Origin of the sequence: Streptomyces sp. NPDC059696 (assembly GCF_042733745.1) — a bacterium.
Classification (GTDB): Bacteria; Actinomycetota; Actinomycetes; order Streptomycetales; family Streptomycetaceae; genus Streptomyces.
Genome location: NZ_JBHWFG010000014.1, coordinates 1 through 24,758, shown reverse-complemented (window position 1 = coordinate 24,758; position 24,758 = coordinate 1). Strand labels below are relative to the sequence as shown.

General features: G+C 70.5%; 25 protein-coding genes and 1 rRNA gene. 18 read left to right on the top strand and 8 right to left on the bottom strand.

What is annotated here, in order from left to right:
• The first annotated feature begins 4 nt into the window (after positions 1 to 4).
• The 5 genes from ACFV20_RS17180 (at position 5) to pstB (ending at position 4,837) form a co-directional block, all read left to right on the top strand.
• Complete coding sequence (locus ACFV20_RS17180) at positions 5 to 439, top strand: NUDIX hydrolase (protein ID WP_385657330.1); 435 nt, start codon at positions 5 to 7, stop codon at positions 437 to 439.
• Positions 440 to 696: 257 nt separating this feature from the next.
• A complete protein-coding gene (gene pstS, locus ACFV20_RS17175; RefSeq protein WP_385657328.1) occupies positions 697 to 1,827 on the top strand; it encodes a phosphate ABC transporter substrate-binding protein PstS in 1,131 nt (376 codons plus the stop codon).
• A gap of 103 nt (positions 1,828 to 1,930) precedes the next feature.
• Positions 1,931 to 2,932, top strand: a complete 1,002-nt coding sequence (gene pstC, locus ACFV20_RS17170; RefSeq protein WP_385657325.1) for a phosphate ABC transporter permease subunit PstC — start codon at positions 1,931 to 1,933, stop codon at positions 2,930 to 2,932.
• Positions 2,929 to 3,990 (top strand): phosphate ABC transporter permease PstA, encoded by a 1,062-nt coding sequence (gene pstA / locus ACFV20_RS17165; RefSeq protein WP_385657322.1) that lies wholly within the window; start codon positions 2,929 to 2,931, stop codon positions 3,988 to 3,990. Before pstC ends, pstA begins: the two co-directional genes overlap by 4 nt.
• Positions 3,991 to 4,060: 70 nt before the next feature.
• The gene (gene pstB / locus ACFV20_RS17160; protein ID WP_385657319.1) at positions 4,061 to 4,837 is read left to right on the top strand and encodes a phosphate ABC transporter ATP-binding protein PstB; all 777 of its coding nucleotides are present in this window, start codon (positions 4,061 to 4,063) and stop codon (positions 4,835 to 4,837) included.
• A 109-nt stretch (positions 4,838 to 4,946) separates the two neighbouring features.
• Here the strand turns inward: pstB and ACFV20_RS17155 are convergent, their stop codons facing one another.
• The gene (locus ACFV20_RS17155) at positions 4,947 to 5,945 is read right to left on the bottom strand and encodes an anion permease (protein ID WP_385657317.1); all 999 of its coding nucleotides are present in this window, start codon (positions 5,943 to 5,945) and stop codon (positions 4,947 to 4,949) included.
• 7 nt (positions 5,946 to 5,952) lie between these two features.
• Positions 5,953 to 6,573 carry a DUF47 domain-containing protein gene (locus ACFV20_RS17150; protein ID WP_053670931.1) on the bottom strand — a complete coding sequence of 207 codons (621 nt, stop codon included), beginning with the start codon at positions 6,571 to 6,573 and terminating at the stop codon, positions 5,953 to 5,955.
• A gap of 204 nt (positions 6,574 to 6,777) precedes the next feature.
• Here ACFV20_RS17150 and ACFV20_RS17145 point away from each other — a divergent pair, with 204 nt between their 5' ends.
• Positions 6,778 to 7,155, top strand: a complete 378-nt coding sequence (locus tag ACFV20_RS17145; RefSeq protein ID WP_221516217.1) for a metal-sensitive transcriptional regulator — start codon at positions 6,778 to 6,780, stop codon at positions 7,153 to 7,155.
• 12 nt (positions 7,156 to 7,167) lie between these two features.
• On the opposite strand, the gene ACFV20_RS17140 is transcribed toward ACFV20_RS17145, so the two are convergent.
• Positions 7,168 to 7,335 (bottom strand): hypothetical protein, encoded by a 168-nt coding sequence (locus tag ACFV20_RS17140; RefSeq protein WP_385657690.1) that lies wholly within the window; start codon positions 7,333 to 7,335, stop codon positions 7,168 to 7,170.
• A gap of 91 nt (positions 7,336 to 7,426) precedes the next feature.
• Entirely contained in the window at positions 7,427 to 8,278 is an 852-nt protein-coding gene (locus ACFV20_RS17135) for a hypothetical protein (protein ID WP_385657312.1), read from the bottom strand.
• A 117-nt stretch (positions 8,279 to 8,395) separates the two neighbouring features.
• Between ACFV20_RS17135 and ACFV20_RS17130 the strand changes: the two genes are divergently transcribed.
• Together ACFV20_RS17130 and ACFV20_RS17125 are read left to right on the top strand one after the other, a co-directional pair.
• Positions 8,396 to 8,587: a hypothetical protein gene (locus tag ACFV20_RS17130; RefSeq protein ID WP_385657311.1), complete on the top strand. Its 192-nt coding sequence runs from the start codon at positions 8,396 to 8,398 to the stop codon at positions 8,585 to 8,587.
• A gap of 93 nt (positions 8,588 to 8,680) precedes the next feature.
• On the top strand, positions 8,681 to 10,234 hold the full coding sequence (locus ACFV20_RS17125) for an FAD-binding oxidoreductase (protein WP_385657308.1): 1,554 nt from the start codon (positions 8,681 to 8,683) through the stop codon (positions 10,232 to 10,234).
• Positions 10,235 to 10,252: 18 nt separating this feature from the next.
• On the opposite strand, the gene ACFV20_RS17120 is transcribed toward ACFV20_RS17125, so the two are convergent.
• On the bottom strand, positions 10,253 to 10,951 hold the full coding sequence (locus tag ACFV20_RS17120; RefSeq protein ID WP_385657305.1) for a phosphatase PAP2 family protein: 699 nt from the start codon (positions 10,949 to 10,951) through the stop codon (positions 10,253 to 10,255).
• A 246-nt stretch (positions 10,952 to 11,197) separates the two neighbouring features.
• Positions 11,198 to 12,199 carry an NlpC/P60 family protein gene (locus ACFV20_RS17115; RefSeq protein ID WP_385657677.1) on the bottom strand — a complete coding sequence of 334 codons (1,002 nt, stop codon included), beginning with the start codon at positions 12,197 to 12,199 and terminating at the stop codon, positions 11,198 to 11,200.
• Between the two features lie 593 nt (positions 12,200 to 12,792).
• On the opposite strand from ACFV20_RS17115, the gene ACFV20_RS17110 reads away from it, so the two are divergent.
• From ACFV20_RS17110 to ACFV20_RS17085, 6 genes are all read left to right on the top strand, one after another.
• The gene (locus tag ACFV20_RS17110) at positions 12,793 to 13,101 is read left to right on the top strand and encodes a hypothetical protein (RefSeq protein WP_003991275.1); all 309 of its coding nucleotides are present in this window, start codon (positions 12,793 to 12,795) and stop codon (positions 13,099 to 13,101) included.
• Between the two features lie 217 nt (positions 13,102 to 13,318).
• Positions 13,319 to 14,146, top strand: coding sequence for a hypothetical protein (locus ACFV20_RS17105; protein ID WP_385657302.1), 828 nt, complete (start codon positions 13,319 to 13,321; stop codon positions 14,144 to 14,146).
• Positions 14,136 to 15,464: a hypothetical protein gene (locus ACFV20_RS17100; protein WP_385657300.1), complete on the top strand. Its 1,329-nt coding sequence runs from the start codon at positions 14,136 to 14,138 to the stop codon at positions 15,462 to 15,464. Before ACFV20_RS17105 ends, ACFV20_RS17100 begins: the two co-directional genes overlap by 11 nt.
• Complete coding sequence (locus tag ACFV20_RS17095; RefSeq protein WP_385657297.1) at positions 15,461 to 17,017, top strand: SCO6880 family protein; 1,557 nt, start codon at positions 15,461 to 15,463, stop codon at positions 17,015 to 17,017. The genes ACFV20_RS17100 and ACFV20_RS17095 overlap by 4 nt, the downstream gene beginning before the upstream one ends.
• 6 nt (positions 17,018 to 17,023) lie before the next feature.
• Positions 17,024 to 18,433, top strand: a complete 1,410-nt coding sequence (locus ACFV20_RS17090; RefSeq protein WP_234845518.1) for an ATP-binding protein — start codon at positions 17,024 to 17,026, stop codon at positions 18,431 to 18,433.
• A gap of 17 nt (positions 18,434 to 18,450) precedes the next feature.
• The gene (locus ACFV20_RS17085; RefSeq protein WP_385657294.1) at positions 18,451 to 20,208 is read left to right on the top strand and encodes a TraM recognition domain-containing protein; all 1,758 of its coding nucleotides are present in this window, start codon (positions 18,451 to 18,453) and stop codon (positions 20,206 to 20,208) included.
• Positions 20,209 to 20,337: 129 nt separating this feature from the next.
• Here the strand turns inward: ACFV20_RS17085 and ACFV20_RS17080 are convergent, their stop codons facing one another.
• A complete protein-coding gene (locus ACFV20_RS17080; RefSeq protein WP_385657291.1) occupies positions 20,338 to 20,880 on the bottom strand; it encodes a GNAT family N-acetyltransferase in 543 nt (180 codons plus the stop codon).
• A gap of 93 nt (positions 20,881 to 20,973) precedes the next feature.
• Between ACFV20_RS17080 and ACFV20_RS17075 the strand changes: the two genes are divergently transcribed.
• The 4 genes from ACFV20_RS17075 to ACFV20_RS17060 are packed head-to-tail and all read left to right on the top strand — an operon-like array spanning position 20,974 to position 24,615.
• On the top strand, positions 20,974 to 21,894 hold the full coding sequence (locus tag ACFV20_RS17075) for an ATP-binding cassette domain-containing protein (RefSeq protein WP_385657288.1): 921 nt from the start codon (positions 20,974 to 20,976) through the stop codon (positions 21,892 to 21,894).
• Entirely contained in the window at positions 21,891 to 22,673 is a 783-nt protein-coding gene (locus tag ACFV20_RS17070; protein WP_385657285.1) for an ABC transporter permease, read from the top strand. Before ACFV20_RS17075 ends, ACFV20_RS17070 begins: the two co-directional genes overlap by 4 nt.
• A gap of 23 nt (positions 22,674 to 22,696) precedes the next feature.
• Complete coding sequence (locus ACFV20_RS17065) at positions 22,697 to 23,947, top strand: sensor histidine kinase (protein WP_385657675.1); 1,251 nt, start codon at positions 22,697 to 22,699, stop codon at positions 23,945 to 23,947.
• Positions 23,944 to 24,615 carry a response regulator gene (locus tag ACFV20_RS17060; RefSeq protein ID WP_385657282.1) on the top strand — a complete coding sequence of 224 codons (672 nt, stop codon included), beginning with the start codon at positions 23,944 to 23,946 and terminating at the stop codon, positions 24,613 to 24,615. Before ACFV20_RS17065 ends, ACFV20_RS17060 begins: the two co-directional genes overlap by 4 nt.
• A gap of 56 nt (positions 24,616 to 24,671) precedes the next feature.
• On the opposite strand, the gene rrf is transcribed toward ACFV20_RS17060, so the two are convergent.
• Positions 24,672 to 24,758, bottom strand: a 5S ribosomal RNA gene (rrf, locus tag ACFV20_RS17055); the annotation flags it as partial.

The following is a 24,758-nucleotide window of genomic DNA, read 5'->3' as shown; positions in this document are numbered from 1 at the left end:
CCCGGTGAACATCCCCAAGGACACCACGGTCCAGGCGGCGGGCTGCGTCCTGTGGCGTCGCTCCCCGGCCACCGGCGAGGTGGAACTCTGCCTCGTCCACCGGCCGAAATACGACGACTGGTCCTGGCCTAAGGGGAAACTGAAACGCGGGGAGGAAGCCCTCGCCGGAGCCCTGCGCGAAGTGGCCGAGGAGACGGGCTGCCGGGCCGTGCCGGGGCCCGAGCTGTCCACCCGGCGCTATCTGGCGAGCGGTCGCCCCAAGCAGGTCCGTTACTGGGCCGCCGAGGCGGTGAGCTGCGCGTTCGTGCCGACGGACGAGGTGGATCAGGTCGTGTGGCTGGCGCCCGCCGCCGCCCGCGACCGTCTCACACAACCGATCGACCGGCCCCTGGTCGACGAGCTGCTCGCCGTCCTGCACCTGCCCCGCACGGCGGGCTGACCGAACGGCCCCGCTCCGTCCACGCAGTCCGTGAAAGCGCAACGTCGTCGTTCTCCCCCCGTGAGCATTCCGTGACCTCACCAGGCCTTAGGCAGGGGTTCACCCCTCGTTCATGTCCGGCCATCGGCGCCTTCACCTGATCTGCCTAATTTCAGCCTTAACGACGCGAGCCGCGCCCACGGGGGGCGTGACCGCGTCCGCAGCACTCAGACTTCGCACGCCGCCGATCAGGACGGCGGCTCCTGGAAGGAACTCAAGTGAAGCTTCAGCGCATGAACCGGCGGGCCCTCGCTCTCGGTGCTCTCGCCGTCTCCGGCGCCCTGGCCCTCACGGCGTGCGGCTCCGACGACACCGGCGGCAACAGCAACGGCGGCGGTTCCTCCAACGCCGCGGCGCCGAGCAACGTCAAGTGCGACGACGCCAAGGGCCAGCTGCTGGCCGACGGCTCGTCCGCGCAGAAGAACGCCATCGACGCCTGGGTGAAGCAGTTCACCGCGGCCTGCCAGGGCCTCCAGATCAACTACAAGGGCGGCGGCTCCGGCGCCGGCGTCACCGCGTTCACCCAGGGCCAGGTCGCCTTCGCCGGCTCCGACTCGGCGCTGAAGCCCGACGAGGTCGCCGCCTCCAAGAAGGTCTGCAAGGGCGGTCAGGGCATCGACCTGCCGATGGTCGGCGGCCCGATCGCGGTCGGCTACAACGTCAGCGGCGTGGACAACCTGGTCCTGGACGCCCCGACCCTGGCGAAGATCTTCAACGGCAAGATCACCAACTGGAACGACGAGGCGATCAAGAAGCTGAACCCCGACGCGAAGCTCCCGGACCTCAAGATCCAGGCCTTCCACCGCTCGGACGACTCCGGCACCACGGACAACTTCACCAAGTACCTGATCGCCACCGCCAAGAGCGACTGGCCCTACGACGGCGGCAAGACCTGGCAGGCCAAGGGCGGCCAGTCCGCCTCCGGCTCCTCCGGTGTCGCCCAGCAGGTGAAGCAGACCAACGGCGCCATCGGCTACTTCGAGCTGTCGTACGCCAAGGACGGCCTGAAGACGGTCGACCTGGACACGGGCGCCGCCCAGCCGGTCAAGGCCACCGTCGAGAACGCCACCAAGGCGATCTCCGAGGCCAAGGTCGTCGGCACGGGCAAGGACCTCTCCCTGCAGCTGAACTACGGCACCAAGGCCGAGGGCGCCTACCCGATGGTCCTGGTCACCTACGAGATCGTCTGCGACAAGGGCAACAAGGCCGACACCCTGCCCGGCACCAAGGCGTTCCTGCGCTACATCGCCTCCGAGGACGGCCAGAAGGTCCTCTCGGAGAACGACTACGCGCCGATCCCCGCCGACATCATCTCCCAGGTCCGCACCACCATCGAGGGCCTGAGCTGACCCGCGTGCGGCCCGGCCCCCTCCCCGGGACCGGGCCGCACCGTCCGGTGCACCGCCGCCAGTGGCCGTACCCCGCGTACGGCTCCGCAGACCGGAGAACCCGATGGGCACACCCACACAGATAACCGACGCACCTCCCCCCGCCCCGCAGCCCGACCTCGACAAGCGCGCCGCGCGCGGGGCCACCCGGCCCGGAGACCGGATCTTCCTCGGCCTCTCCCGCGGCTCGGGCATCCTGCTGCTGGTGATCATGGCCGCGATCGCGGTCTTCCTCACCTACCGCGCCACCCTCGCGATCAGCAAGGACGAGGGCAACTTCCTCACGACCTTCCAGTGGGACACCAACCTCGTCCCGCCGAACTTCGGCATCGCCGTCCTGGCCTTCGGCACGGTCGTCTCCTCGATCGTCGCCATGGTCATCGCGGTCCCGGTCGCCGTCGCCATCGCGCTGTTCCTCACGCACTACGCCCCGCGCCGGATCCGCGGCCCCATCGCGTACGTGATCGACCTGCTCGCCGCGGTGCCGTCCATCGTCTACGGCCTCTGGGGCGCCCTCGTCCTGGTGCCGAACATGACCGGCCTCTTCAGCTGGCTGAACGACTACTTCGGGTGGACCGGCATCTTCTCGTGGGAGGGCGGCGCCCCCCGCTCGATGCTGACCGTCGGCATCCTGCTCGCGATCATGATCCTGCCGATCATCACCAACGTGAGCCGCGAGGTCTTCCGCCAGGTCCCGCAGATGCACGAGGAGGCGGCCCTGGCGCTCGGCGCCACCCGCTGGGAAGTGATCCGCATGGCGGTCCTGCCCTTCGGCCGCTCCGGCGTCATCTCCGCCTCGATGCTCGGCCTCGGCCGCGCCCTCGGCGAGACCATGGCCGTCGCCACCGTGCTCTCCCCGACCTTCGACATCCAGGCCAGCCTGCTCGACCCGGGCGGCGGCACGTTCGCCCAGAACATCGCCAGCAAGTTCGGTGAGGCCACCGAGTTCGGCCGCGACGCGCTGATCGCCTCCGGCCTGGTCCTGTTCGTCATCACCCTGCTGGTCAACGGCGCGGCCCGCGCGATCATCGCCCGCCGCAAGGAGTACTCGGGGGCCAACGCATGAGCACCGCGACCATCACCCCGAAGGGCCCCGGCACGCTGCGCGGCGCCCGCCTGCCCAAGTGGTCCCCCTACGCCATCGCCGCCGGCTCGATCGCCCTCGCGGTCGGCATCGGCCTCGCCGCCGGCCTGCACAGCCGCGTCCAGTGGGGCCTGATCGCCGCGATCCTGTACGTCGTCGGCACCTACGCCATCGCCGCGGGCGTCGAGGGCAAGCGGCAGGCCAAGGACCGCATCGCGACCTCCCTGGTCTGGGTCGCCTTCCTGCTCGCCGTCGTCCCGCTGGCCTCCCTGGTCTGGTCGACCGTCGCGCGCGGCGTGAAGGTCCTCGACGTCTACTTCCTGACCCACTCCATGGGCGTCGTCGCCGACACCGAGCCCGGCGGCGGCATCTACCACGCCATCCTCGGCACCCTGGAGCAGGTCGGACTCGCCACGGTGATCGCCGCGCCGATCGGCGTGCTCACCGCGATCTACCTCGTCGAGTACGGCCGGGGCAGGCTCTCCCAGGCCATCACGTTCTTCGTCGACGTCATGACCGGCATCCCGTCGATCGTCGCGGGTCTGTTCATCCTCAGCCTCATGCTGATGTTCGACATGCAGCCCTTCGGCTTCGCCGGCTCGCTGGCCCTGGCCATCCTGATGATGCCGGTCGTCGTCCGCTCCACGGAGGAGATGCTCAAGCTCGTCCCCAACGAGCTGCGCGAGGCCTCCCTGGCGCTCGGCGTCCCCAAGTGGCGCACCATCCTGAAGGTGGTCCTGCCGACCTCCATCGGCGGCATCACCACGGGCATCATGCTCTCGATCGCCCGCATCACCGGTGAGACCGCCCCGGTCCTGCTGCTGGTGTGGGGCAACGCGTTCATCAACGCCAACCCCTTCGAGGGGGCGCAGGCCTCGCTGCCGCTGTACATCTACCAGCAGTACGCGAACAGCGCGGGCTCCGGTGCGGCGTACGACCGCGCCTGGGCGGCGTCGCTCACCCTGATCGCCTTCGTGATGCTCCTGAACCTGGTGGCCCGCGGGATCGCCCGCTGGAAGGCCCCGAAGACCGGTCGCTGACGCGACAACCTGCGGCTACCGCCGCCCGGGGCCACAGCGACCCCCCAGACTTTTTGGAAGTGAAGTAGTCATGGCCAAGCGAATCGACGTCAGCGGACTGACCGCCTACTACGGTTCCCACAAGGCGATCGAGGACATCTCGATGACCGTCGAGCCGCGCTCGGTGACGGCGTTCATCGGCCCGTCCGGCTGCGGCAAGTCGACGTTCCTGCGCACCCTGAACCGCATGCACGAGGTCACCTCCGGCGGCCGCGTCGAGGGCAAGGTGCTCCTGGACGACGAGGACCTCTACGGCGCCGGCATCGACCCGGTGTCGGTCCGCCGCGAGGTCGGCATGGTCTTCCAGCGGCCGAACCCGTTCCCCACGATGTCGATCTTCGACAACGTCGCGGCGGGCCTGCGGCTGAACGGCAACTACAAGAAGAGCGAGCTCTCCGACATCGTCGAGCGCTCCCTCAAGGGCGCGAACCTCTGGAACGAGGTCAAGGACCGGCTGAACAAGCCCGGCTCGGGCCTGTCCGGCGGCCAGCAGCAGCGTCTGTGCATCGCCCGGGCGATCGCGGTCGAGCCGAACGTCCTGCTCATGGACGAGCCCTGCTCGGCGCTCGACCCGATCTCCACGCTCGCCATCGAGGACCTGATCGGCGAGCTCAAGGAGCGCTTCACGATCGTCATCGTGACGCACAACATGCAGCAGGCGGCCCGCGTCTCGGACCGCACGGCGTTCTTCAACCTCGCGGCGGTCGGCCAGCCCGGCAAGCTCATCGAGATCGACGAGACGGAGCGCATCTTCTCCAACCCGTCGGTCCAGGCCACGGAGGACTACATCTCCGGCCGCTTCGGCTGAGCCCCACCCCCACCGACTCCTCGCGGTGCTGCATGGCGGTGCCACCGCGAGGCCGAAAAAGGGCCCGCCCCTCTCCCAGGGGCGGGCCCTCTCGTCTGCGTCCGGCGCGTTACAGGACCACCAGGTTCACGATCCAGAAGGACGCGGCGGCCACGATCGCCGCGGCCGGCATCGTGATGAACCAGCCCAGGATGATGTTCTTGGCGACGCCCCAGCGCACGGCGTTCACACGCTTCGTCGCCCCGACGCCCATGATCGCGGACGTGATGACGTGGGTGGTGGAGATCGGCGCCTTGAACAGGAACGCCGTGGTGAACATGATCGACGCGCCGGTCGTCTCCGCCGCGAAGCCCTGCGGCGGGTCCAGCTCGATGATCTTCCGGCCCAGCGTCCGCATGATCCGCCAGCCACCGGCGTAGGTGCCCAGCGACAGCATCACGGCACAGGCGATCTTGACCCACACCGGGATCGGGTCGCCGTAGTCCTCGACATCGGCGATGACGAGCGCCATCACCACGATGCCCATGGTCTTCTGCGCGTCCTGCAGACCGTGACCCAGCGCCATGCCGGCCGCCGAGACGGTCTGCGCTATGCGGAAACCCCTCTTCGCCTTGTGCGGGTTGGCCTTGCGGAAAAGCCACAGGATCGCCGTCATCACCAGGTAACCGGCCAGCAGGCCGACCACCGGGGAGATGAACATGGGGATGACGACCTTCTCCAGCACCCCGCTCCAGTAGACGGTCGTCCCGCCGGCCAGCGCCGCCCCGACCATGCCGCCGAACAGCGCGTGGGACGAGGAGGACGGCAGCCCGAAGTACCAGGTGATGAGGTTCCAGACGATCGCGCCCACCAGCGCGGCGAAGAGGATGCCCATCCCCTTCGAGCCGGTCGGTGTCTGGATCAGGCCCTCGCTGACGGTCTTGGCGACCCCGGAGCCCATGAACGCACCGGCGAGGTTCATCACCGCGGCCATGGCCAGCGCGGCCCGCGGCGTCAGTGCCCGCGTCGAGACCGACGTGGCGATCGCGTTCGCCGAGTCGTGGAAGCCGTTGGTGTACGTGAAGAAGAGCGCGACCCCGATGGTCACGACCAGAGCAAGGGTGTCCATGAAGGGCTCAGGACTCCTTGACGGCGATGGTCTCCACCGTGTTCGCCACGTGCTCGAAGGCGTCCGCCGCTTCCTCCAGCACATCCACGATCTGCTTGAGCTTCAGCACGTCCATGGCGTCGTACTTGCCGTTGAACAGGTGCGCCAGCAGCTTGCGGTGGATCTGGTCGGCCTGGTTCTCCAGCCGGTTGACCTCGATCCAGTACTCGGTGAGGTTCTCCATGGTCCGCAGGTGCGGCATCGCCTCGGCCGTCAGCTCGGCGGCGCGCGCCAGGACCTCGATCTGCTGCTCCACGCCCTTGGGCAGTTCCTCGACGTTGTAGAGGACGACCAGGTCGACGGCCTCCTCCATGAAGTCCATGATGTCGTCGAGCGACGAGGCGAGGGAGTAGATGTCCTCGCGGTCGAACGGCGTGATGAAGGAGGAGTTCAGCTGGTGGAAGATCGCGTGCGTGGCGTCGTCACCTGCGTGTTCCGCTGCCCGCATACGCTCTGCGATCTCGGCCCGGGCGGACGAGTCCGCCCCGAGCAGTTCCATCAGGAGCTTCGAGCCCGTGACGATGTTGTCCGCGGAGGCGGCGAACATGTCGTAGAAGCTCGTCTCCCTGGGGGTCAGACGAAAGCGCACGTGGGGTCCTCGGGGTGCTTCGGTTTCGGTCAGGCTGATGCTAGGCGCAACATCCGGCCACGGCTATCGGGCCGCCCACCAGTGTCACCCATCGGGCGCGGTGATGAGCACGGGGGCGGTTCCCAGGGCCGTATACCCGGCAAAGTTCGGTACCATATACCCACCAGGGGTATATGTCGGCCCACTGCCCACCAGGAGGAAGCGATGACGGACGTGACCGACGCAACAGATGTCGCACATGTCACCACCGGCACCGCCGACACCACCGGTGCGGACGGGACGGCCGATCACGACCACGGCGTGCACGGGTACCACAAGCAGAAGGACGAACACCTCAAGCGCCTGCGCCGCATCGAGGGCCAGATCCGCGGCCTGCAGCGCATGGTCGACGAGGACGTCTACTGCATCGACATACTCACGCAGGTCTCCGCCTCCACCAAGGCCCTGCAGTCCTTCGCCCTGCAGCTGCTGGAGGAGCACCTGCGGCACTGCGTCGCGGACGCGGCCCTCAAGGGCGGCGACGAGATCGACGCGAAGGTGAAGGAGGCGACCCAGGCGATCGCCCGCATGCTGCGGACATGAGCCGGGCGCCGTTCAGCCCTCCGGGGAGCCCCGCTCCTCGGCCACCCTCAGCACCTCGTCGATGCTCTCCAGGCTCAGCCGCTCGCGGGCGGCCGAGGCCGCGATGATCAGCTCTCCGCACAGCTCGATCTCGGCGAGGGCCACGTGGTCCTGAACTGCCGTACCGCCGACCGGAGCCACGTGCATCACCTCATCTCTGCCGTTGCCGACTTCCTAGAGTAGGGAGCGGCACACACACCGCGCATGGCACGGACGGGCTAGTTCACGCCGGTCACTCCTCGGCGATCCTGCCCGCGTAGATGTCGTCGGCCCTCGGCAACCGTACGCGCACCGAGGCCCCGAAATCGTAGAGCAGCGTGGTCGAGGCGACGGCGACGGGGCTCTTCTGCTGCCCGTTCAGGAAGCTGAAACGGTGCCTGACCTTGCGGATGCGTCCCTCGTCGTCGAGGTAGGCGTCGAACGGCACCGCGGCCGTGGCGAACCCCTCGGCCGCCGCCTTCAGGGGCCCCTCGTTCCCCTTGGACGCCCGCCGGGCCGCGTCGCCGAGGTCCGCCGTCCCCCGGTAGTGCCGCACTGCGGTGCCCGCGACCTCCGTCCTGCCGACGTAGGTCGCCGTCCGCGTCCCGAGCAGCACCTCGGCCGCCGTGAACGGGTCGGTGGCCCCGCCGGTGACGAGGTTGCCGTCGGACAGGGTCCGCGTGTCCACCCGCACCCACTTGTCCCGGGGCACCCCTGCGCCCCGGTTCTTCATGAACAGCGCACCGGGCGCGAGCAGTTCGGTGATCGGCCGGCGCTCGGCGACCCCGGCGGGGTCCTGCGGCAGCAGCACCTTCAGCCGCCCCATCCGCTCGCGGTAGTCGTACGCCCCGGCCCCGCGGATGGTCACCCGGGTCCCGCCGGCGGCCATCTCCATCGACGTACGGGCCTTGGAGCTGCCCGCGTCGACGAGCCGGCCGGCGGCCTGGCGCAACACGGTGACGGCCTCCCCGCCGCGGGAGTCCCCGGCGACCGCGTCACCCCCGGAGCACCCGGCGCACGCCGGGCCCGCCCCGGCCAGGACCACGGCCGCGACGACCGCCGCTCGCGTCCGCCGGTGCCGCCGTTCCCGCTGCCGCCCAGTCATCGCCTGCCTACCCCCAGCCGGTACGTCCGTCACGGGCCCCTCGTTGTTCCGGTTAACGACGGGTTTGTGCCCCCGTCACGCGCGTCCGCCGACGGCCGCCGTACGTACCCTTCGCCCGTGCTGGGTAACGTTATCGGTGTGGCGCATCTGGACGGGCCGGAGCCTCCCCCCAACCTCCCGGAACACCGCACGACGACCCTGGAGAAGGGCCGTTTCTGCATGGCCCACTGCATCTGCGGCTGGCGCGGCCCGGCCCGGAGGGCGAGAAGCCAGGCACGCACGGACGCCGAGCGGCACGCGACGGGCTGAGCCGGTGGCGGACTTCGCCCCACCCGTGTCCGGGCCATGGAACCCGCACCCCCCGTCCCCCCGTCTCCCAGGGCGGAACCACCGGGAGGCCCCATGGAACGGCGCACGATCCTCACAGGCGGCACGGCGGCGATCGCCGCGGCCGCGACCCCCTTCACCACCGCCTGCACCCCGTCGGGCACCCGCTCCGCGGGCACGGCGACCGACGCCGTGCGCACCTCCGCCACGTCGAGAACCGCCGCGGCCGGCTGGTCGGCCCTGGCCCGCGACCTCGACGGCCCGCTGATCCGTCCCGGCGACGCCGGCTGGCCCGCGGCCCGGCAGCTGTACAACACCCGCTTCGACCACCTGAAGCCCGCCGCGGTCGCCTACGTGTCCCACACGGACGACATCCGCACGACCCTGGCCTACGCCCGCGCCCACGCCCTGCGCGTGGCGATCCGCAACGGCGGCCACTCCTACGCCGGCTGGTCCTCCGGCGACGGCCGTCTGATCGTCGACGTCTCCAAGCTCAACCGCGTCCGGGCCTCGGGCACCACCGCGGTGGTCGGCGCCGGCGCCAAACTCATCGACGTCTACCGGGCCCTGGCCGCGAAGGGCGTCACCATACCGGCCGGTTCCTGCCCCACCGTCGGCGTCTCCGGCCTCACCCTCGGCGGCGGCCACGGCGTGGTCTCCCGCGCCTACGGCCTGACCTGCGACAGCCTCACCCGGGCCACCCTCGTCACCGCCGACGGCAAGCAGATCACGGCCGACGCGCAGGAGAACAAGGACCTGTTCTGGGCCCTGCGCGGCGCCGGCAACGGCAACTTCGGCGTGGTCACGGAGCTGCACTTCAAAACCCACCCGGCGCCGCAGGGCGTCTCGGCGTACCTGTCCTGGCCCTGGTCGAAGGCGGCCGCGGTGGTGAAGGCCTGGCAGGAGTGGGGTCCGTCGCAGCCCGACGAGATCTGGTCGTCCCTGCACCTGGCGAACGCCGCGGGCGGCACCCCGACCGTCTCGGTCTCGGCGTTCTCCCTCGGCACCCACGGCGAGCTGAAGAACGCCGTCGACCGCCTGGCCGACCGCGTCGGCGCCCCGGCCCGCAGCGTCTCCCTGAAGCGCCGCTCGTACGAGGAGTCGATGGAGGTGTACGCCGGCTGCTCCTCGTTCCCGACGGACGCGCAGTGCCATCTGCCCGGCTCGACCCCGGGCCGCTCCCCGAAGGGTGCGCTGGGCCGCGAGACCTACGCCGCGGCGTCGGACTTCTTCGACCGCTCCCTGTCCGCGGCCGGCATCCGCACGCTGCTCGCCCAGATCGCCTCGGTACGCGGCGGCACCGGCAGCATCGCCCTCACGGCCCTGGGCGGTGCGGTGAACCGCGTCTCCCCCACCGCCACGGCGTTCGTCCACCGCCGTTCCCGGATGCTGGCCCAGTACATCGCCGCGTGGCGGGCCGGCACGGGCGGGACGACGGCCCGCGACTGGCTGGGCTCGGCCCACAAGGCCATGCGCCCCCACGCCTCGGGGGCGGCCTACCAGAACTACACGGACCCGACCCTGACCGACTGGCGCACGGCGTACTACGGAGACGCGGCGGCCCGTCTGACCAAGCTGAAGAAGCAGTACGACCCGAACCGCTTCTTCACGCATCCCCAGGCGCTGTAGGCAGGTCGCGCCGTCGCGCTAGGCGGCGAGGTCCCGCTCCGAGGTCCGCTCGCTGCGGGCCTCGGGGATCACCGTGTCCTCCCCTTCGGCACGCCCTCTGGCGCGCACGAGCCATCCCGCCCGGGGCGAGCGCTCGACGGCCTTCACCACAGGCGTCAGCAGGGCCATGGCGAGCGGCGACAGCAGCAGGGCCACCGCGGTGCCCAGCGCGAACCCGCCCACGACGTCGGTCGGGTAGTGCACACCCATGTAGACGCGGATGAACCCGCCGAACAACGCCAGCACGAGGGCGACGAGTCCGTACTTCCGGTGGGCGACGAACAGTCCGACCGCCATCGCCATGACGATCGTGGCGTGGTCGCTGACGAACGAGTAGTCGGTCTTGCCCTGGACGAGCACCTCGAGCCCCTGGTGGTCCAGGAACGGCCGGGGCCGCTCCACGAACCCCCGGATGGGCACGTTCACCAGCACCGCGATACCGGCGGCCAACGGCGCCCAGACCAACGCCGCGACGGTGGACGCCGCGTCCTCGCCGCCGCGCCTGCGCACCGACCACCAGCACCACACCACGAGCAGGACGATGCCGAGCAGCAGCCCGTACTCACCGACGTACTCCATGACGCGGTCGGACCAGGCCGGCGCGTCCTTGGCCAGGCCATTGATGTCGTACAGCAGGTCGACGTCGGGGTTCGACCCGGATTCGGCGAGTCCAGCCATGGTGCTGCGGCCCCTTCGTCGTCTGTCCCGGCGCACCCGTGCATGCGCCGCTGCTGCCACCCCCGTGGTTGTAGATCCGCTTCCGCCGCACGCGTGCGTGACGCGTACCGAATGGACGTCTGCTCGGCTACGTCAACAGGAACGCATGGTCCCCGTTGATACGTTCCACACTCCACCGAATGATCACGCAGACGTTATCGAAGAGAGATAAGTCTTCGCAGCTCAGGGGGTGGGTTCACGCACGGTTCACACCGTCGTGGGCAGTGCTTTCGCGCCATCTTCGGTGACGCGGGTGGCTCCGAAGTAGTCCGGCGTGTCGATCGGGTCGAATCGGATGACGGCACCGGTCCGGGGCGCGTCGATCATGTACCCGCCTCCGACGTAAATGCCGACATGCCGGATGGCGCGGGAATTGGTGAGGTCGTCCGAGAAGAACACCAGATCGCCGGGGAGCAGTTCGTCCCGGGAGGGATGCGGACCGGCGTTGTACTGGTCGTTGGCCACACGCGGGAGCCTGATGCCCACGGTCTCGTAGGCGGCCTGGGTCAGTCCCGAGCAGTCGAAGCGTCCGCCCTGTTCAGCGGTGCCGGTGCCGCCCCACAGATAGGGCGTGCCGAGCTTCTTCTGCGCGTACTCGATCGCGGCGGCGGCCTGCTCGGAGGGATCGACCCGCCCGACCGGCGCCTCGAAGCTCGCGGAGAGGGTGGTGATCCGCTTCACGTAGTTGCGGGTCTCGGTGTACGGCGGCACGCCCCCGTACTTGATCACCGCGTACGCGCCGGCGTTGTAGGCGGCCAGCATGTTCGCGGTCGGATTCCCGCCAACCTTCTTCACGTAGGAGGCGAGTTCGCAGTCGTAGGAGGCGGCCGACGGAATCGCGTCCTTCGGATCCCACACGTCCCGGTCGCCGTCGCCGTCGCCGTCGATGCCGTGCGAGGCCCACGTGCCGGGGATGAACTGCGCTATCCCCTGCGCCGCGGCCTGGCTCTGGGCCCTCGGGTTGAATCCGCTCTCCTGGTAGAGCTGGGCGGCGAGCAGGGCCGGGCTGATGGCGGGGCAGAGGTTGCCCCACTTCGCCACGAGGGCCGCGTACGCGGCGGGCACCGACCCCTTGGCCAGCGATTTCGCCCCGCCTCCCACGCCGTTGACCAGGTTCCCGGCGACGAGATAGACCCCCACGACGAGCAGCATCACGAAGGCCAGCGCGGAACTGATCGCAACACTCGCCACGATCCACGCCTTACGCACCGTCAACCGCCCCTCGCCGCCCAGGAGTCCGTTGGTCAGTGTAGAGGCGACCGCCACGCCCGGGAATGATCACGGACAGGAGAGTCGGCGCACTCGGGGCGGCGGCCCCGGCACGAGCGGCACGACCAGAGCACGACGCCCCCGGCCCGGCGCACGGATGCACGGCGCCGGCCGACGCACTTCCCCCGGTGACAGACCGTCACCAAGGGGTGCCGCCCCCTTCGCCGCGCCCGGGTAGCCTTCACCCGGAGAACACCGGCGCGACCCCTCACCCGACCAGCCGTCAGAAACAGCCGCCAAAGGTGGGAAAGGCCGTGAAAGGGCACAACGACGGAACCACACACCAGGTTCCGCTCAGGCCTCATTGCCCGGCGTGACCTGCCGTGATACACAGAGTGACCATACGATCCTTCGTACACCGCCCGTCCCCTCCCCTAGGGCCCGGAGCGGAACGGTGGCAAGGTATTCGTACGAAACCCGCCAATCAATGACGCCAAGTCGACATCCGACAGCATCATTGTCGGCGAGAATGATGCCTGACCTCTGCACTACCGCAGAGGGTGCGGAACTACCCAACAGGGGCGGTGACTTACATGCTCTTTGCGGCCGACAAGGGAGACATCAACACCATCATCGGCGGGATCGCTCCGGACTGGGGCCCCTTCGGCAGCCTGGGCAACGAGGCGAAGGTGATGATCGAGGTCGTGATGGCGGTGGCCATCCTGCTCTGCCTCGGCATCGCCATCTGGGGCGCCGCCAAGCAGCGCATCGGAGCCACCGCCCTGCGTGACACCTTCAGCGCGGAACAGGGCAAGGGCCTCATCATCGCCGGCCTCACAGGGGTCTTCATCATCGGTTCCCTCGGCACCCTCTTCACGATCGTGTACGGCATGGCCGTGTAGCCCGGGCACCCGTAGGCCCGCCGGGACGCCCGGTCCGCTCCCCCTCCCCTCCATCCCACCCGCCCGTCGTGCCCACCGGCTGAGGTTGCGTTTCCCTGATGTCGAGTCACCACACCGCGCCCGCGCGGGAACCAGCACGGCTACCGTCGTACGAGCAGTATGAAAAGTACGACCGGTACGAAGTGTTTCCGCACGACGTCGAGGGGGCGTACGCGGCATGAGTCTCGGTGACGACCACGAGTCCTCCGGCGGTTACGCCGGCACGGGCCAGACCCGCACCCGCCTGCCCGACCCCGGCGACGCCTTCGGCGACCCCCGCCGCCGCACCTCGTCCCGCAGCCTGGTCACGGTGGTCGGCGTGGTGGTCCTCCTGATCGCAGCGATCGCCTTCGCGAACCGGGGGGACGGCGACAGTTCCTCTTCGACGGACGGCTCCTCCGGCAAGCCCGACGCGGCAGCGACGGCTCCCTCCGGCCAGCGCCCCGTCAAGTCCAAGTCCGCCGCGGGCATCCCGTCGGGCTTCGCCCAGGACCAGGAGGGTGCGGAGAGCGCGGCGGCGAACTACGCCGTCGCCCTCGTCTCCGCCGACATCCTCAAGCCCGCACGGCGACCCGAGATCGTCCGACAGGTGTTCGACGCGGGCAAGGTCTCCGAGCTGGAGAGGAACCTCGACCAGGTCTACAGCAAGGCGTTCCTGGAGAAGGTCGGCCTGGACGAGAACGGTGAAGCGCCCAAGGGCAGCACCTACGTCTCCCGCACCATGCCGGTCGGCACCAAGGTCACGGACTTCTCCGGCAGCACCGCCACCGTCGAGGTCTGGTGCACCGGCGTGTTCGGTATGACCGGGGAGAGCTCGCAGAACCCGGTCGCCAACGACTGGTTCACCATGACCCTCCAGCTGCGCTGGACCGACGGCGACTGGAAGGTCGACAGCTTCTCCCAGAAGGAGGGCCCCGCGCCGGTCAACGGCGACAACAGGGTGTCGACGTCGGACGCCATCTCGAAGGCCGTCGAGGAGTTCGGAGGGTTCACGTATGCCCGGTAGCCCACGCCACGCCGTCAAGGTCGCCGCAACCCTCACCGCCGTACAGACGGCCCTGGTTCTGTTCGCCGCCCGGGCCACCGCAGCACCCACACCGTCGCCCAGCCCCAGCAAGAACAACTGCTCCCTGCTCTCCGGCAGGGCGCTCGAGATCTGCGAAGGCGACACCGACAGCGGCAGCGGATCCGGCACCTCCCGCCTCGACCCCACCTCCACCCTCGACCCCCTCTCGTCCCTCGCCAAGGGCTGCGCCGAGGCCGCCTCCTGGACCGTCGACAAGCTCAGCGACGCCGTGCAGGAGACCGCCACCGTCGACTTCACCAACCCCAAGTTCCTCCAGCAGTACGCCGTCGTCTTCGCCGCCTCGACGATCCTCACGCTCCTGCTCTGGCTCCTGGCCGTCGCCAAGCGAGCCGTCCGCGGCGTCCCCCTCACCACCGCCCTCTCCGAAGCCATCGGCTTCCTCTGGCTGACGGTGCTGGCCTCCGCCTTCACCCCCCTCATCCTCTACACCGTCGTCTCCGCCACCGACGGCGTCACCGAGGTCCTCGCCAAAGCCACCGGCGACCAGACCGACGCGTTCTTCGGCACGTTCTCCGAAGCCCTCAAGAAGGGCGAGGACATCGGCGGCGGCCCGATCATGCTGATCGTCGTCTCCCTGGTCAGCATCCTCGCCGCCGGCGTCCTCTGGCTGGAGCTCGTCATCAGGGCCGCGCTCCTCTACGTCGGCGCCCTCCTCGGCACCGTCGTCTACGCCGGCCTCGTCGACAAGAACCTGTGGGGCCACGTCCGCCGCTGGGCCGGCATCATGATCGCGGTCATCCTCATCAAGCCGGTCATCGTCATCGTCCTCGGCCTCGCCGGCGCACTCTCCGCCGACGACGGACCCAACGCCTTCTCCGCCGTCGTCTCCGGCCTCGCCATCATCCTGCTCGCCATCTTCGCCAGCGCGATGATCTACCGCTTCGTCCCCGGCTTCGGCGACGAGATCGCCGGCTCCCGCAACAACCGCCTCATGCAGGGCGCCGAGAGCAAGGCCGCCGCGGTCATCAGCTCCCCGGCCACCCTCGTCGCGCAGGGCATCAAGACCCACAGCTCCCGCGCCGACAACAACGGCGGAGGCAGCCAGTCCTCCGCCTCCCGCCCCAGCAACCCCGCCTCCGGCGGAGTCGCCGCGCACAGTGCGCGCACCTCGAACGGCGGCGGCGGATCTGTCCCCTCCGCCGCACCCGCCCCCCGTTCGAGCAGCCCCGTCAACACTCCCCACGCCAGCAACACCCGCAACAGCAGTACCAACCGCACGGGAGGTGAAGGGCGTTGACGACCGAGTCCCACGTGTCCCATCCGGTCACGCCCCGCCGGACATATCTGATCGGCCGCGCCCGGCCGAACGCGATCATCGGCCGCAACCGCGAGACCGGCGAGATCGCCCTGATCGTCGTGGGCGCGTTCCTCGGCATGATGTGCGGGCTCCTCGTCCCGGTCCTGTCGCTGCGCATCGTGCTGCTCGCCGGGTTCCCGATGCTGGCGCTGGCCGCGGTGTACGTGCCGTACAAGCACCGCACCTTCTACAAGTGGTTCGAGATCAACCGCAGCTACAAGCGGACCCTCAAACAGGGCACCACCTACCGCTCCACCGCCATCGAGGCCGGCACCCGGCTGGACGGCAAGGAGATCGAGGTCGGCCCGCCCCCGGGCATCGGCCGCATCACCTGGCTGGCCGCCCCCTTCGGCCCCGACGAGATCGCCGTGCTCCTGCACGCCGACCGCAAGACCGTCACCGCCGCCATCGAGATCGAGGGCCCCGGAGTCGGCCTGCGCGACAGCGAGGACCAGGAAGCCCTCGTCGACCGCTTCGGCACCCTGCTCAAGCACGTGGCCAACGGCGACGGCTTCGTCACCCGCCTGCAGATGCTGGCCCGCACCCTCCCGGCCGACCCGGACGCCCACGCCAAGGACGTCGCCGTCCGCGGCGACGACAAGGCCCTGCCCTGGCTCCAGGAGTCCTACGACCAGCTCCAGTCGATGGTGTCCACCAGCAGCGAGCAGCACCGCGCCTACCTCGTCGCCTGCATGCACTACACCCGCGACCTCGCCGCCGAGGCCAACGCCATGGCCCGCGCCGCCCGCGCCCACGGCGGCAAGGTCGACCGGGACGCCGGACTCGCCGTCGTCATGGCCCGCGAGCTCACCGACATCTGCTCGCGCCTGCAGGAGGCAGACATCCGCGTCCGGCAGCCCCTCGGCCAGGGCCGGCTGTCCTCGCTGATCCACTCCATGTACGACCCGGACCACCCCATCGACCACATCCAGGCGATGACGAATCGTAATGCCTGGCCGGCCGAGCTGGACGCCATGGAGCCCACCTACCTCCAGGCCAAGACCCGCGAGTCCTCCACCCGCGCCCCCTGGTGCCACGCCACCGCCTGGGTGAAGGAGTGGCCGATGACCCCCGTCGGCGTCAATTTCCTCGCCCCGCTGCTCGTCCACACCCCGGACGTCATCCGCACGGTCGCCGTCACCATGGACCTCGAACCCACCGAGGTCGCCATCGAGCGCATGCTCACCGAGAAGACCAACGACGAGGCCGAGGCGTCCCGCGCCGCCAAGATGAACCGCACCGTCGACCCGCGCGACGTCGCCGCGCACTCCCGGCTCGACCAGCGCGGCGAGGACCTCGCCAGCGGCGCCGCCGGCGTCAACCTCGTCGGCTACATCACCGTCAGCTCCCGCTCCCCCGACGCCCTCGCCCGCGACAAGCGGACGATAAGGGCCTCGGCCGGAAAGTCGTACCTCAAGCTGGAATGGTGCGACCGCGAGCACCACCGCGCCTTCGTGAACACCCTTCCCTTCGCCACCGGCATTCGGAGGTAGGACCTGATGCGGGACCCGCTGTCCGTCCTCACCGACGCCTTCACCTCCTTCCTCTTCGGGAAGGTCGAGACGACCAGGCTCCCGGTGCGCACGTCCACGGGCCAGGCCCAGGCGGTCTACCTCCCGACCGCCGCCCCCGGCCTCGGCGACTCCGGCGTCATCATCGGCCGCGAGGTGTACTCCGGAAAGGGCTACATCTACGACCCCTTCCAGCTCTACGGCCAGCAGCTCCCGGCCCCCCACTGGCTGGTCCTCGGCGAGTCCGGCAACGGCAAGTCGGCGCTGGAGAAGACGTACGTCCTGCGCCAGCTCCGCTTCCGCGACCGCCAGGTCGTCGTCCTGGACGCCCAGGGCGAGGACGGCGTCGGCGAGTGGAACCTCATCGCGCAGGAGCTGGGCATAACCCCCATCCGCCTGGACCCGATGGCGGCCCTGGACATGGGCATCCGCCTCAACCCGCTCGATCCCGCGATCACCACCACCGGCCAGCTCGCGCTGCTCCGGACGATCATCGAGGTCGCCATGGGCCACGGCCTGGACGAGCGGTCCGGCTTCGCCCTCAAGGTCGCCCACGCCTACGTCAACGAGACCATCGTCGACCGCCAGCCCGTCCTGACCGACATCGTCGAACAGCTGCGCCACCCCGAACCCGAATCGGCCGAGGCGATGAACGTCGCCATAGACGACGTACGGGCCTGGGGCCTCGACGTCGCCCTGGTCCTGGACCGCCTCGTCGACGGTGACCTGCGCGGCATGTTCGACGGCCCGACGACGGTGGGCATCGACCTCGACGCCCCCCTCATCGTCTTCGACCTGTCCCACATCGACCGCAACTCCATCGCCATGCCCATCCTCATGGCGATCGTCGGCGTGTGGCTGGAGCACACCTGGATCCGCCCCGACCGGAAGAAGCGCATCTTCCTGGTCGAGGAGGCCTGGCACATCATCAACAGCCCCTTCGTCGCCCAGCTGTTCCAGCGCCTGCTGAAGTTCGGCCGACGCCTGGGCCTGTCGTTCGTGGCGGTGGTCCACCACCTGTCCGACGTCGTGGACGGCGCGGCCGCCAAGGAGGCGGCGGCCATCCTCAAAATGGCCTCCACCAGGACGATCTACGCCCAGAAAGCCGACGAGGCCAGGGCCACCGGCCGGGTCCTCGGCCTGCCCCGCTGGGCGGTCGAGATCATCCCGACCCTCACCCCCGGCATCGCCGTCTGGGACGTCAACGGCAACGTCCAAGTCGTCAAACACCTGGTCACCGAGACCGAACGCCCCCTGGTCTTCACCGACCGCGCGATGACCGAGGCCTCCGCCGACCTCACGGACGACGCCCTGCACGCCGCCGAACTCGAGGCGGAGGAACGGGCCGCGGCCTTCGTGGAGCACCACCTGGGCGACTCCGAATCGACGGTGGCGTAGGCGGCAGGGGAGGACACGTGAGACCGGACGACCGCCACCCCCAGCGGGACGGCCAGGGAGGCATCCCCGACGGCCTGCTGGTCGGCATACTCGCGTTCCTCCTCGGCATGACCGTGCTGGTGTGGACGGCCACCGGCCTCGCCTCCTGGTTCGCCCACGGCTCCTGGCCCTCCGGCGTCACCTTCACCCGCACGCCCCTCGCCATGCGCGCCCTCATCGCCAAGCCCCACGACATCCCCGCCGCCTGGCCCGAGACACCCCCCGCCGAACTCTCCGGGTACGGCCTCTTCTGGGGCCTGTTCATCGGCCAGCTGATGATCCTGGTCGTCCTGACGGTGTTCGTGATGGGCACACTGGCCCGGTGGCGGGCGGTCCGCGCGAGACGCCGCCTGGAGAAGGCAACACCGGCGGAAGGCACTCCGACGCACACCCCCACCACAACTCCGACCCACGAACACCCGGCCCCGGCCCCGGCCCCACATGGGCTGCCGACACCGGCACAGCACGCACCGCAGGCACAGCAGGCACCGGCCCCAGCACAGCACGGGACGTCGGCACCGGCCCCAGCACAGCACGGGACGTCGGCACCGGCCCCAGCACAACACGGGACGTCGGCACCGGCCCCAGCACACCACGGGACGTCGGCAACACCCCAGTACCACGCCCACGCCCCCGCCGCGCCGCAGCACGACGTCCCCACCCCCCGCCGCGCCGCCCCCGAGCCCACGCACCCACCGCAGACGCCGGAACCGACGGCGTCGGCCGCGTACCCGGCGGCGCCCACGCTCCCCGCCCCGGTGACGGCCCCCACGACCCCGGCATCCCTGTTCGGGCAGGAACGGGTGGGCGGGTGGGAAAGAATCCTCGTAGCCCCGAGGGAAACCCGCCAGACCACCGCCACCCAAGCGGTAGCCGACGCGGCGGGCCCCACCCTGGTCGTCACATCCAACCCCGCGCTCTGGCAGGAGACGAAGGACGCCAGAGCCAAACTGGGCCCCATCCACCTCTACGACCCCACCCACCTCTGCGACACCCCGTCACGCCTCCACTGGTCGCCCACAGCCGGCTGCGAGGACAAGGCGACGGCGGCCACCAGAGCCACCGCCCTCCTCACCCCCGTACGCCCCACCGCCAAACTCGACCAGGCGGTCAGCGACACGGCCACCACCCTCCTGCGGAGCTACCTGCACGCCGCCGCCATCGACGGCCGCACCATCCGCCATGTCCACCGCTGGTCCCAGGGCACCCAGATCCAGGACGCCGTACGCATCCTCCGCACCAGCCTCAAAGCCGCTCCCGGCTCCGCCGGCGAACTCGAGGGCGCCCTCACCGCCCACCCCGAACGCCGCGACATGGCCCAGCAGCTGACGACCCGTGCCCTCACGGCCCTCTCCACCATCAACATCCGTGAGGCCTGCACTCCCAACCGAAATGATGCCCTCGCCTTGGATTCCTTCGTCCACGAAGGGGGCACGCTTTACGTAGTGGGGGAATCCATCGAGGACCCCAGGACGAACCCGGGCGCGATGCCCTTCCTGACGGCCCTCGTCTCCAGCGTGGTCGAGCGCGGCCGGCACATGGCCGAACGGTCATCGGCCGGTCGCCTCGACCCACCAATGACGCTCGTCCTGGACGACGTCGCGGCCGTGGCCCCGCTTCCCCAGCTCCCGGAGCTGCTGGCCACCGGAGCGGACCGGGGCATGCCGACCCTGGCCCTGCTCCGGTCCCGCGAACAGGGCCGAGCCCGCTGGCCGCACGACGAACTCCCGGTCTGAGACCCCACCCGGACTTCCGGTCCGAGGCCCACCCCGACTCCCGGCCGGCGTGAGGCCCCACCCCGACTCCCGGCCGGTCCGAGGCTCACCCCGACCCCCGCCCCGCCTGAAGCCCCTCGCCGAACAGACTCACTCCCGTTCGAGCACGAACTCCAGCTCCCGCTCCCCGCCCTCGCCCAGCGGCACCGTCAGCCCGCTCGGCAGGAACCCCGCCCGCCGGTAGAACCGCTGCGCCCGCCCGTTCTCCTCGTGCACGATGAGCCGCACCCGCTCCAGCCCCCGCCCCCACGCCCACTCCAGGGCCGCGTCGAACAACACCTCGGTCAGCCCGCTCCCGCGCTCCTCGGGCCGTACGAACACACCGACCACATGCCCCTGCTTGCGCTCCACCGGAAAACCGGCCCAGTCGGTCGTCCCGGGCTCCTCGACGAGCACCGTCAGCGTCCCCACCCACCGCCCGTCCGGCCCCTCGGCGATGATCTGCTGCGCCTTGTCCGCCCCCTCGGCGGCCCCCGCCGTCCGCTCCTGCCAGAAGGAGTCCGGCCGGGCCACGGCCTCCTCGTAGGTCTCCAGGAACGCCAGGTGCGCCACCGGGTCCCGCAGCGCCGCCAACCGCAGCTCCTTCGCCGCAGGCCACTCCTCGGCACGCACGGACCGGATCACATAGCTCATGCGGCCACGGTAGTACCCGGGTACGACCCGCCTCACCCCGATTACCGCCGCCGGTCCGACGACCGCCGCCCCCGCCCGCACGAGCATCGAAGCATGCTGACGGCACACGAACTCACCAAACGCTACGGCGACCGGACGGTCGTCACGGACCTCTCCTTCACCGTCCGCCCCGGCACCGTCACCGGCTTCCTCGGCCCGAACGGCGCCGGCAAGTCCACGACCATGCGCATGCTCCTCGGCCTCGACGCCCCCACCCGCGGCCACGCCACCGTCGGCGGCCGCTCCTACGCCGCCCACCCCGCACCCCTCACCGAGGTCGGCGCCCTGCTGGAGGCCCGCTCCGTCCACCCCGGCCGCACCGCCTACCACCACCTGCGCGCCCTCGCCCACACCCACGGCATCTCCCGCACCCGGGTCGAGCAGGTCCTCGGCCTCACCGGCCTGACCGACGTCGCCCACCGCCGCGTCAAGGGCTTCTCCCTCGGCATGGGACAGCGCCTCGGCATCGCCGCCGCCCTCCTCGGCGACCCTGCCACCCTCATCCTCGACGAGCCCGTCAACGGCCTCGACCCGGAGGGCGTGCTGTGGATCCGCACCCTGCTCAAGTCCCTGGCCGCGGAGGGCCGCACGGTCCTCGTCTCCTCCCACCTGATGAGCGAGACGGCCCTCACCGCCGAGCACCTGGTCATCATCGGCCGCGGCCGCCTCCTCGCCGACACCACGGTCACCGACTTCGTACGCCACTCCGGTGCGGGCGCCACCAAGGTCGTCACCCCGGACGCCACCGCCCTCGCCGGCCTCCTCACCGCACCCGGCGTCGACATCACCACCGACACCCCCGGCACCCTCCGGGTCCGCGGCACGGACGCGCAGCACATCGGCCGCGCCGCGGCCGCCCACGGCATCCCCCTGTACGAACTGACCCCCGGCACCGCCTCCTTGGAAGAGGCCTTCATGGACCTCACCCGCGACGCGGTGGAATACCCCGCGACCCTGGAAGGAGCGGCAGCATGACCACGGCGACCACCCTCCCCCACCGCGTGACCCCGGCCCGCGTCCTGCGCTCCGAATGGCACAAGTTCCGGACCCTGCGTTCGACCTGGATCACCCTGGCCGTCACCAGCGCCCTCACGGCGGCCATGGGCGTGGGTCTGGCCACCGCCTACGACGGCACGGGCGACGGCGGCATGGACACGGTCGTCTTCGTCCTCCTCGGCACCCAGTTCGCGCAGATCAACCTCGGTGTCCTGGGCATCCTCGCCACCGCCGGCGAGTACTCCACGGGCCAGATCCGCGCCACGATGACGGCCGTCCCCCGCCGCCTGCCCGTCCTGTGGTCCAAGGCCGCCGTCCTGGCCGCGGTCGCCCTCCCCCTCACCCTGGCGACGAACCTCCTCACCTTCCCCCTGGCCCAGTCCTTCCTCACGGGCACCGACCTGGCGGCCTCCTTCGGCGACCCCGGCGTCCTGCGCGCCCTCGTCGGCAACGCGGCCGGACTCACCCTCCTCGCCGTCCTCGCCCTGGGCATCGGCGCCCTGGTCCGCTCGGTCCCGATGGCCATCGGCGTCTTCATCGGCATCGTCATGATCCTCCCGGAGGTGCTGGCCGTGCTCCCGTACGCGTTCGTCGACGACGCCGCCCGCCACTTCCCCGGCAAGGCCCTGGAGGCCCTCACCACCGCGCAGCCGATGCCCGGCTCGACGACACCCGGCGCCGCCCTCCTGGCCATGGCTCTGTGGACGGCGGTCGTCCTCACGCTCGCCTCGGCGGTCCTGCGCCGCCGGGACGTGTGACGCCCGGCACCGCAGCCCTCACCATGGACCCCGTGACGGAAGACCGGGCGCCGGAGCCCCTCACCGAGTACGCCCACCGCCTCACCCGCAGGGTGCGCGCCTTCGACCGACGCCACCCCCTGCTGTGGGACCTGCACTTCACCGCCTTCTGGGTGACGGCCGCCCTGATCGACTACGCGGGCGGCGGCTGGCGCCACAACGCCCACAGCCTCGACGTCCCCGGCTGGCTGCTCCTCACCATGAGCCTCGGCCTCTCGGTCCCCCTCCTGGCCCGCCGCACCCACCCCGGGGCCGCCCTGGCCGTCACGATCCCCTTCGCCGCCGCCGACGCCTGGACCGGCGCGGCCCTCCAGGCGGCCCTGCTCCAGCTGGTCCTCGTCTACCACCTCGCCCTGCGCCGCCCCCTGCGCGACCTGTGGTGGGCGACGGCCCTGGTACTCGCCCCGGTCCTGCTGTCGGTCGTCCGTCACGGGGAGGGCACCTGGGACCAGCAGATCGGCTCCCACCTGATGTCCGTCACGGTGGCCGTCCTCATCGGCGTCACGGTCCGCACCCGCCACCACTACACGGAGGCGCTGGAGGACCGGGCCCGCCGTCTGGAGACCGAACGCGACCAGCAGGCCCAGCTCGCCACCGCCGCCGAACGCGCCCGCATCGCCCGCGAGATGCACGACATCATCGGCCACAACCTCTCCGTCATCACCGGCCTCGCCGACGGCGGCCGTTACGCCGCCGTCAAGTCCCCCGAGCGCGCCGGCCAGGCCCTGGAGGCCATCGCCACCACCAGCCGCCAAGCGCTCACCGAACTGCGCCGTCTCCTCGACGTCCTGCGCGAGGAGGAACAGAACCAGCCCGACCTGGCACCGCAGCCGGGCCTCACCGATCTCGACCGGCTCCTCGACGGCGTCCGCTCCGCGGGCCTCCCCGTCAGCACCACCACCCACGGCGTCCCCGACCTCCCCCCGGGCCGCCAGCTCACCGTCTACCGCGTCATCCAGGAAGCCCTCACCAACACCCTCAAGCACGGCGGCCCCGACGCGACCGCGGCGATAGAGCTCTCCTACGAGGAGAAGGCCGCCGTCACGGTCACGATCACGGACACGGGCCGCACCGGCCGCGCCGACGACTTCGGCCGCGACCGCGGGGGCCGGGGACTTCCCGGAATGCGCGAGCGAACGTCCCTGTACGGCGGCACACTTGAGGCCGGCCCACGCCCCCACCCCGAGCGGGGCTGGCGCGTCCGTCTCCACCTCCCGGAGGAATCCCCGCAGTGACCACGGTCCTGATCGCCGACGACCAGCCCCTTCAGCGCTTCGGTTCCCGGATGCTGCTGGAGAGCCAGGACGACATGACGGTCGCGGGGGAGGCGACGAACGGAGCCGAAGCGGTCCGGATGGCCGCCGAGCTCCATCCCGACGTGGTCCTCATGGACATCCGCATGCCCGGCCTGGACGGCATCGAGGCGACCCGCCGCATCACCGCCGCCGGCGACCGCACCCGCATCCTGATCGTCACCACCTTCGACCTGGACGAGTACGCCTACGCCGGCCTGCGCGCGGGCGCCTCCGGTTTCCTCGTGAAGGACGCCCAGCCCGAGGAACTCCTGTCCGGCATCCGCGCGGTGGCCACCGGCGACGCGGTCGTCGCCCCCAGCCTGACCCGCCGCCTCCTGGACGCCTACGTCCACCACCTGCCGTCCGGCCCCACCGCGGAGGCCGGCGCACCGGAGGACCCTCGCCTCGCTTCGCTCACCGACCGGGAACGCGAGATCCTGACGGTCATCGGCCAGGGCTGGACGAACACGGAGATAGCCGCGCGCCTGCACCTCGCCGAATCGACGGTGAAGACCCACGTGGGCCGCATCCTTGCGAAGACGGGTTCCCGCGACCGTATTCAGGCGGTCATCCTGGCGTACGACGCGAAGCTGGTTCAGCCGTCGTGAAACACAGGAAACACAAAAAGGCCCACACCATAAGGTGTGGGCCTTTTTCAAAAATTGTTCGGCGGCGTCCTACTCTCCCACAGGGTCCCCCCTGCAGTACCATCGGCGCTGTAAGGCTTAGCTTCCGGGTTCGGAATGTAACC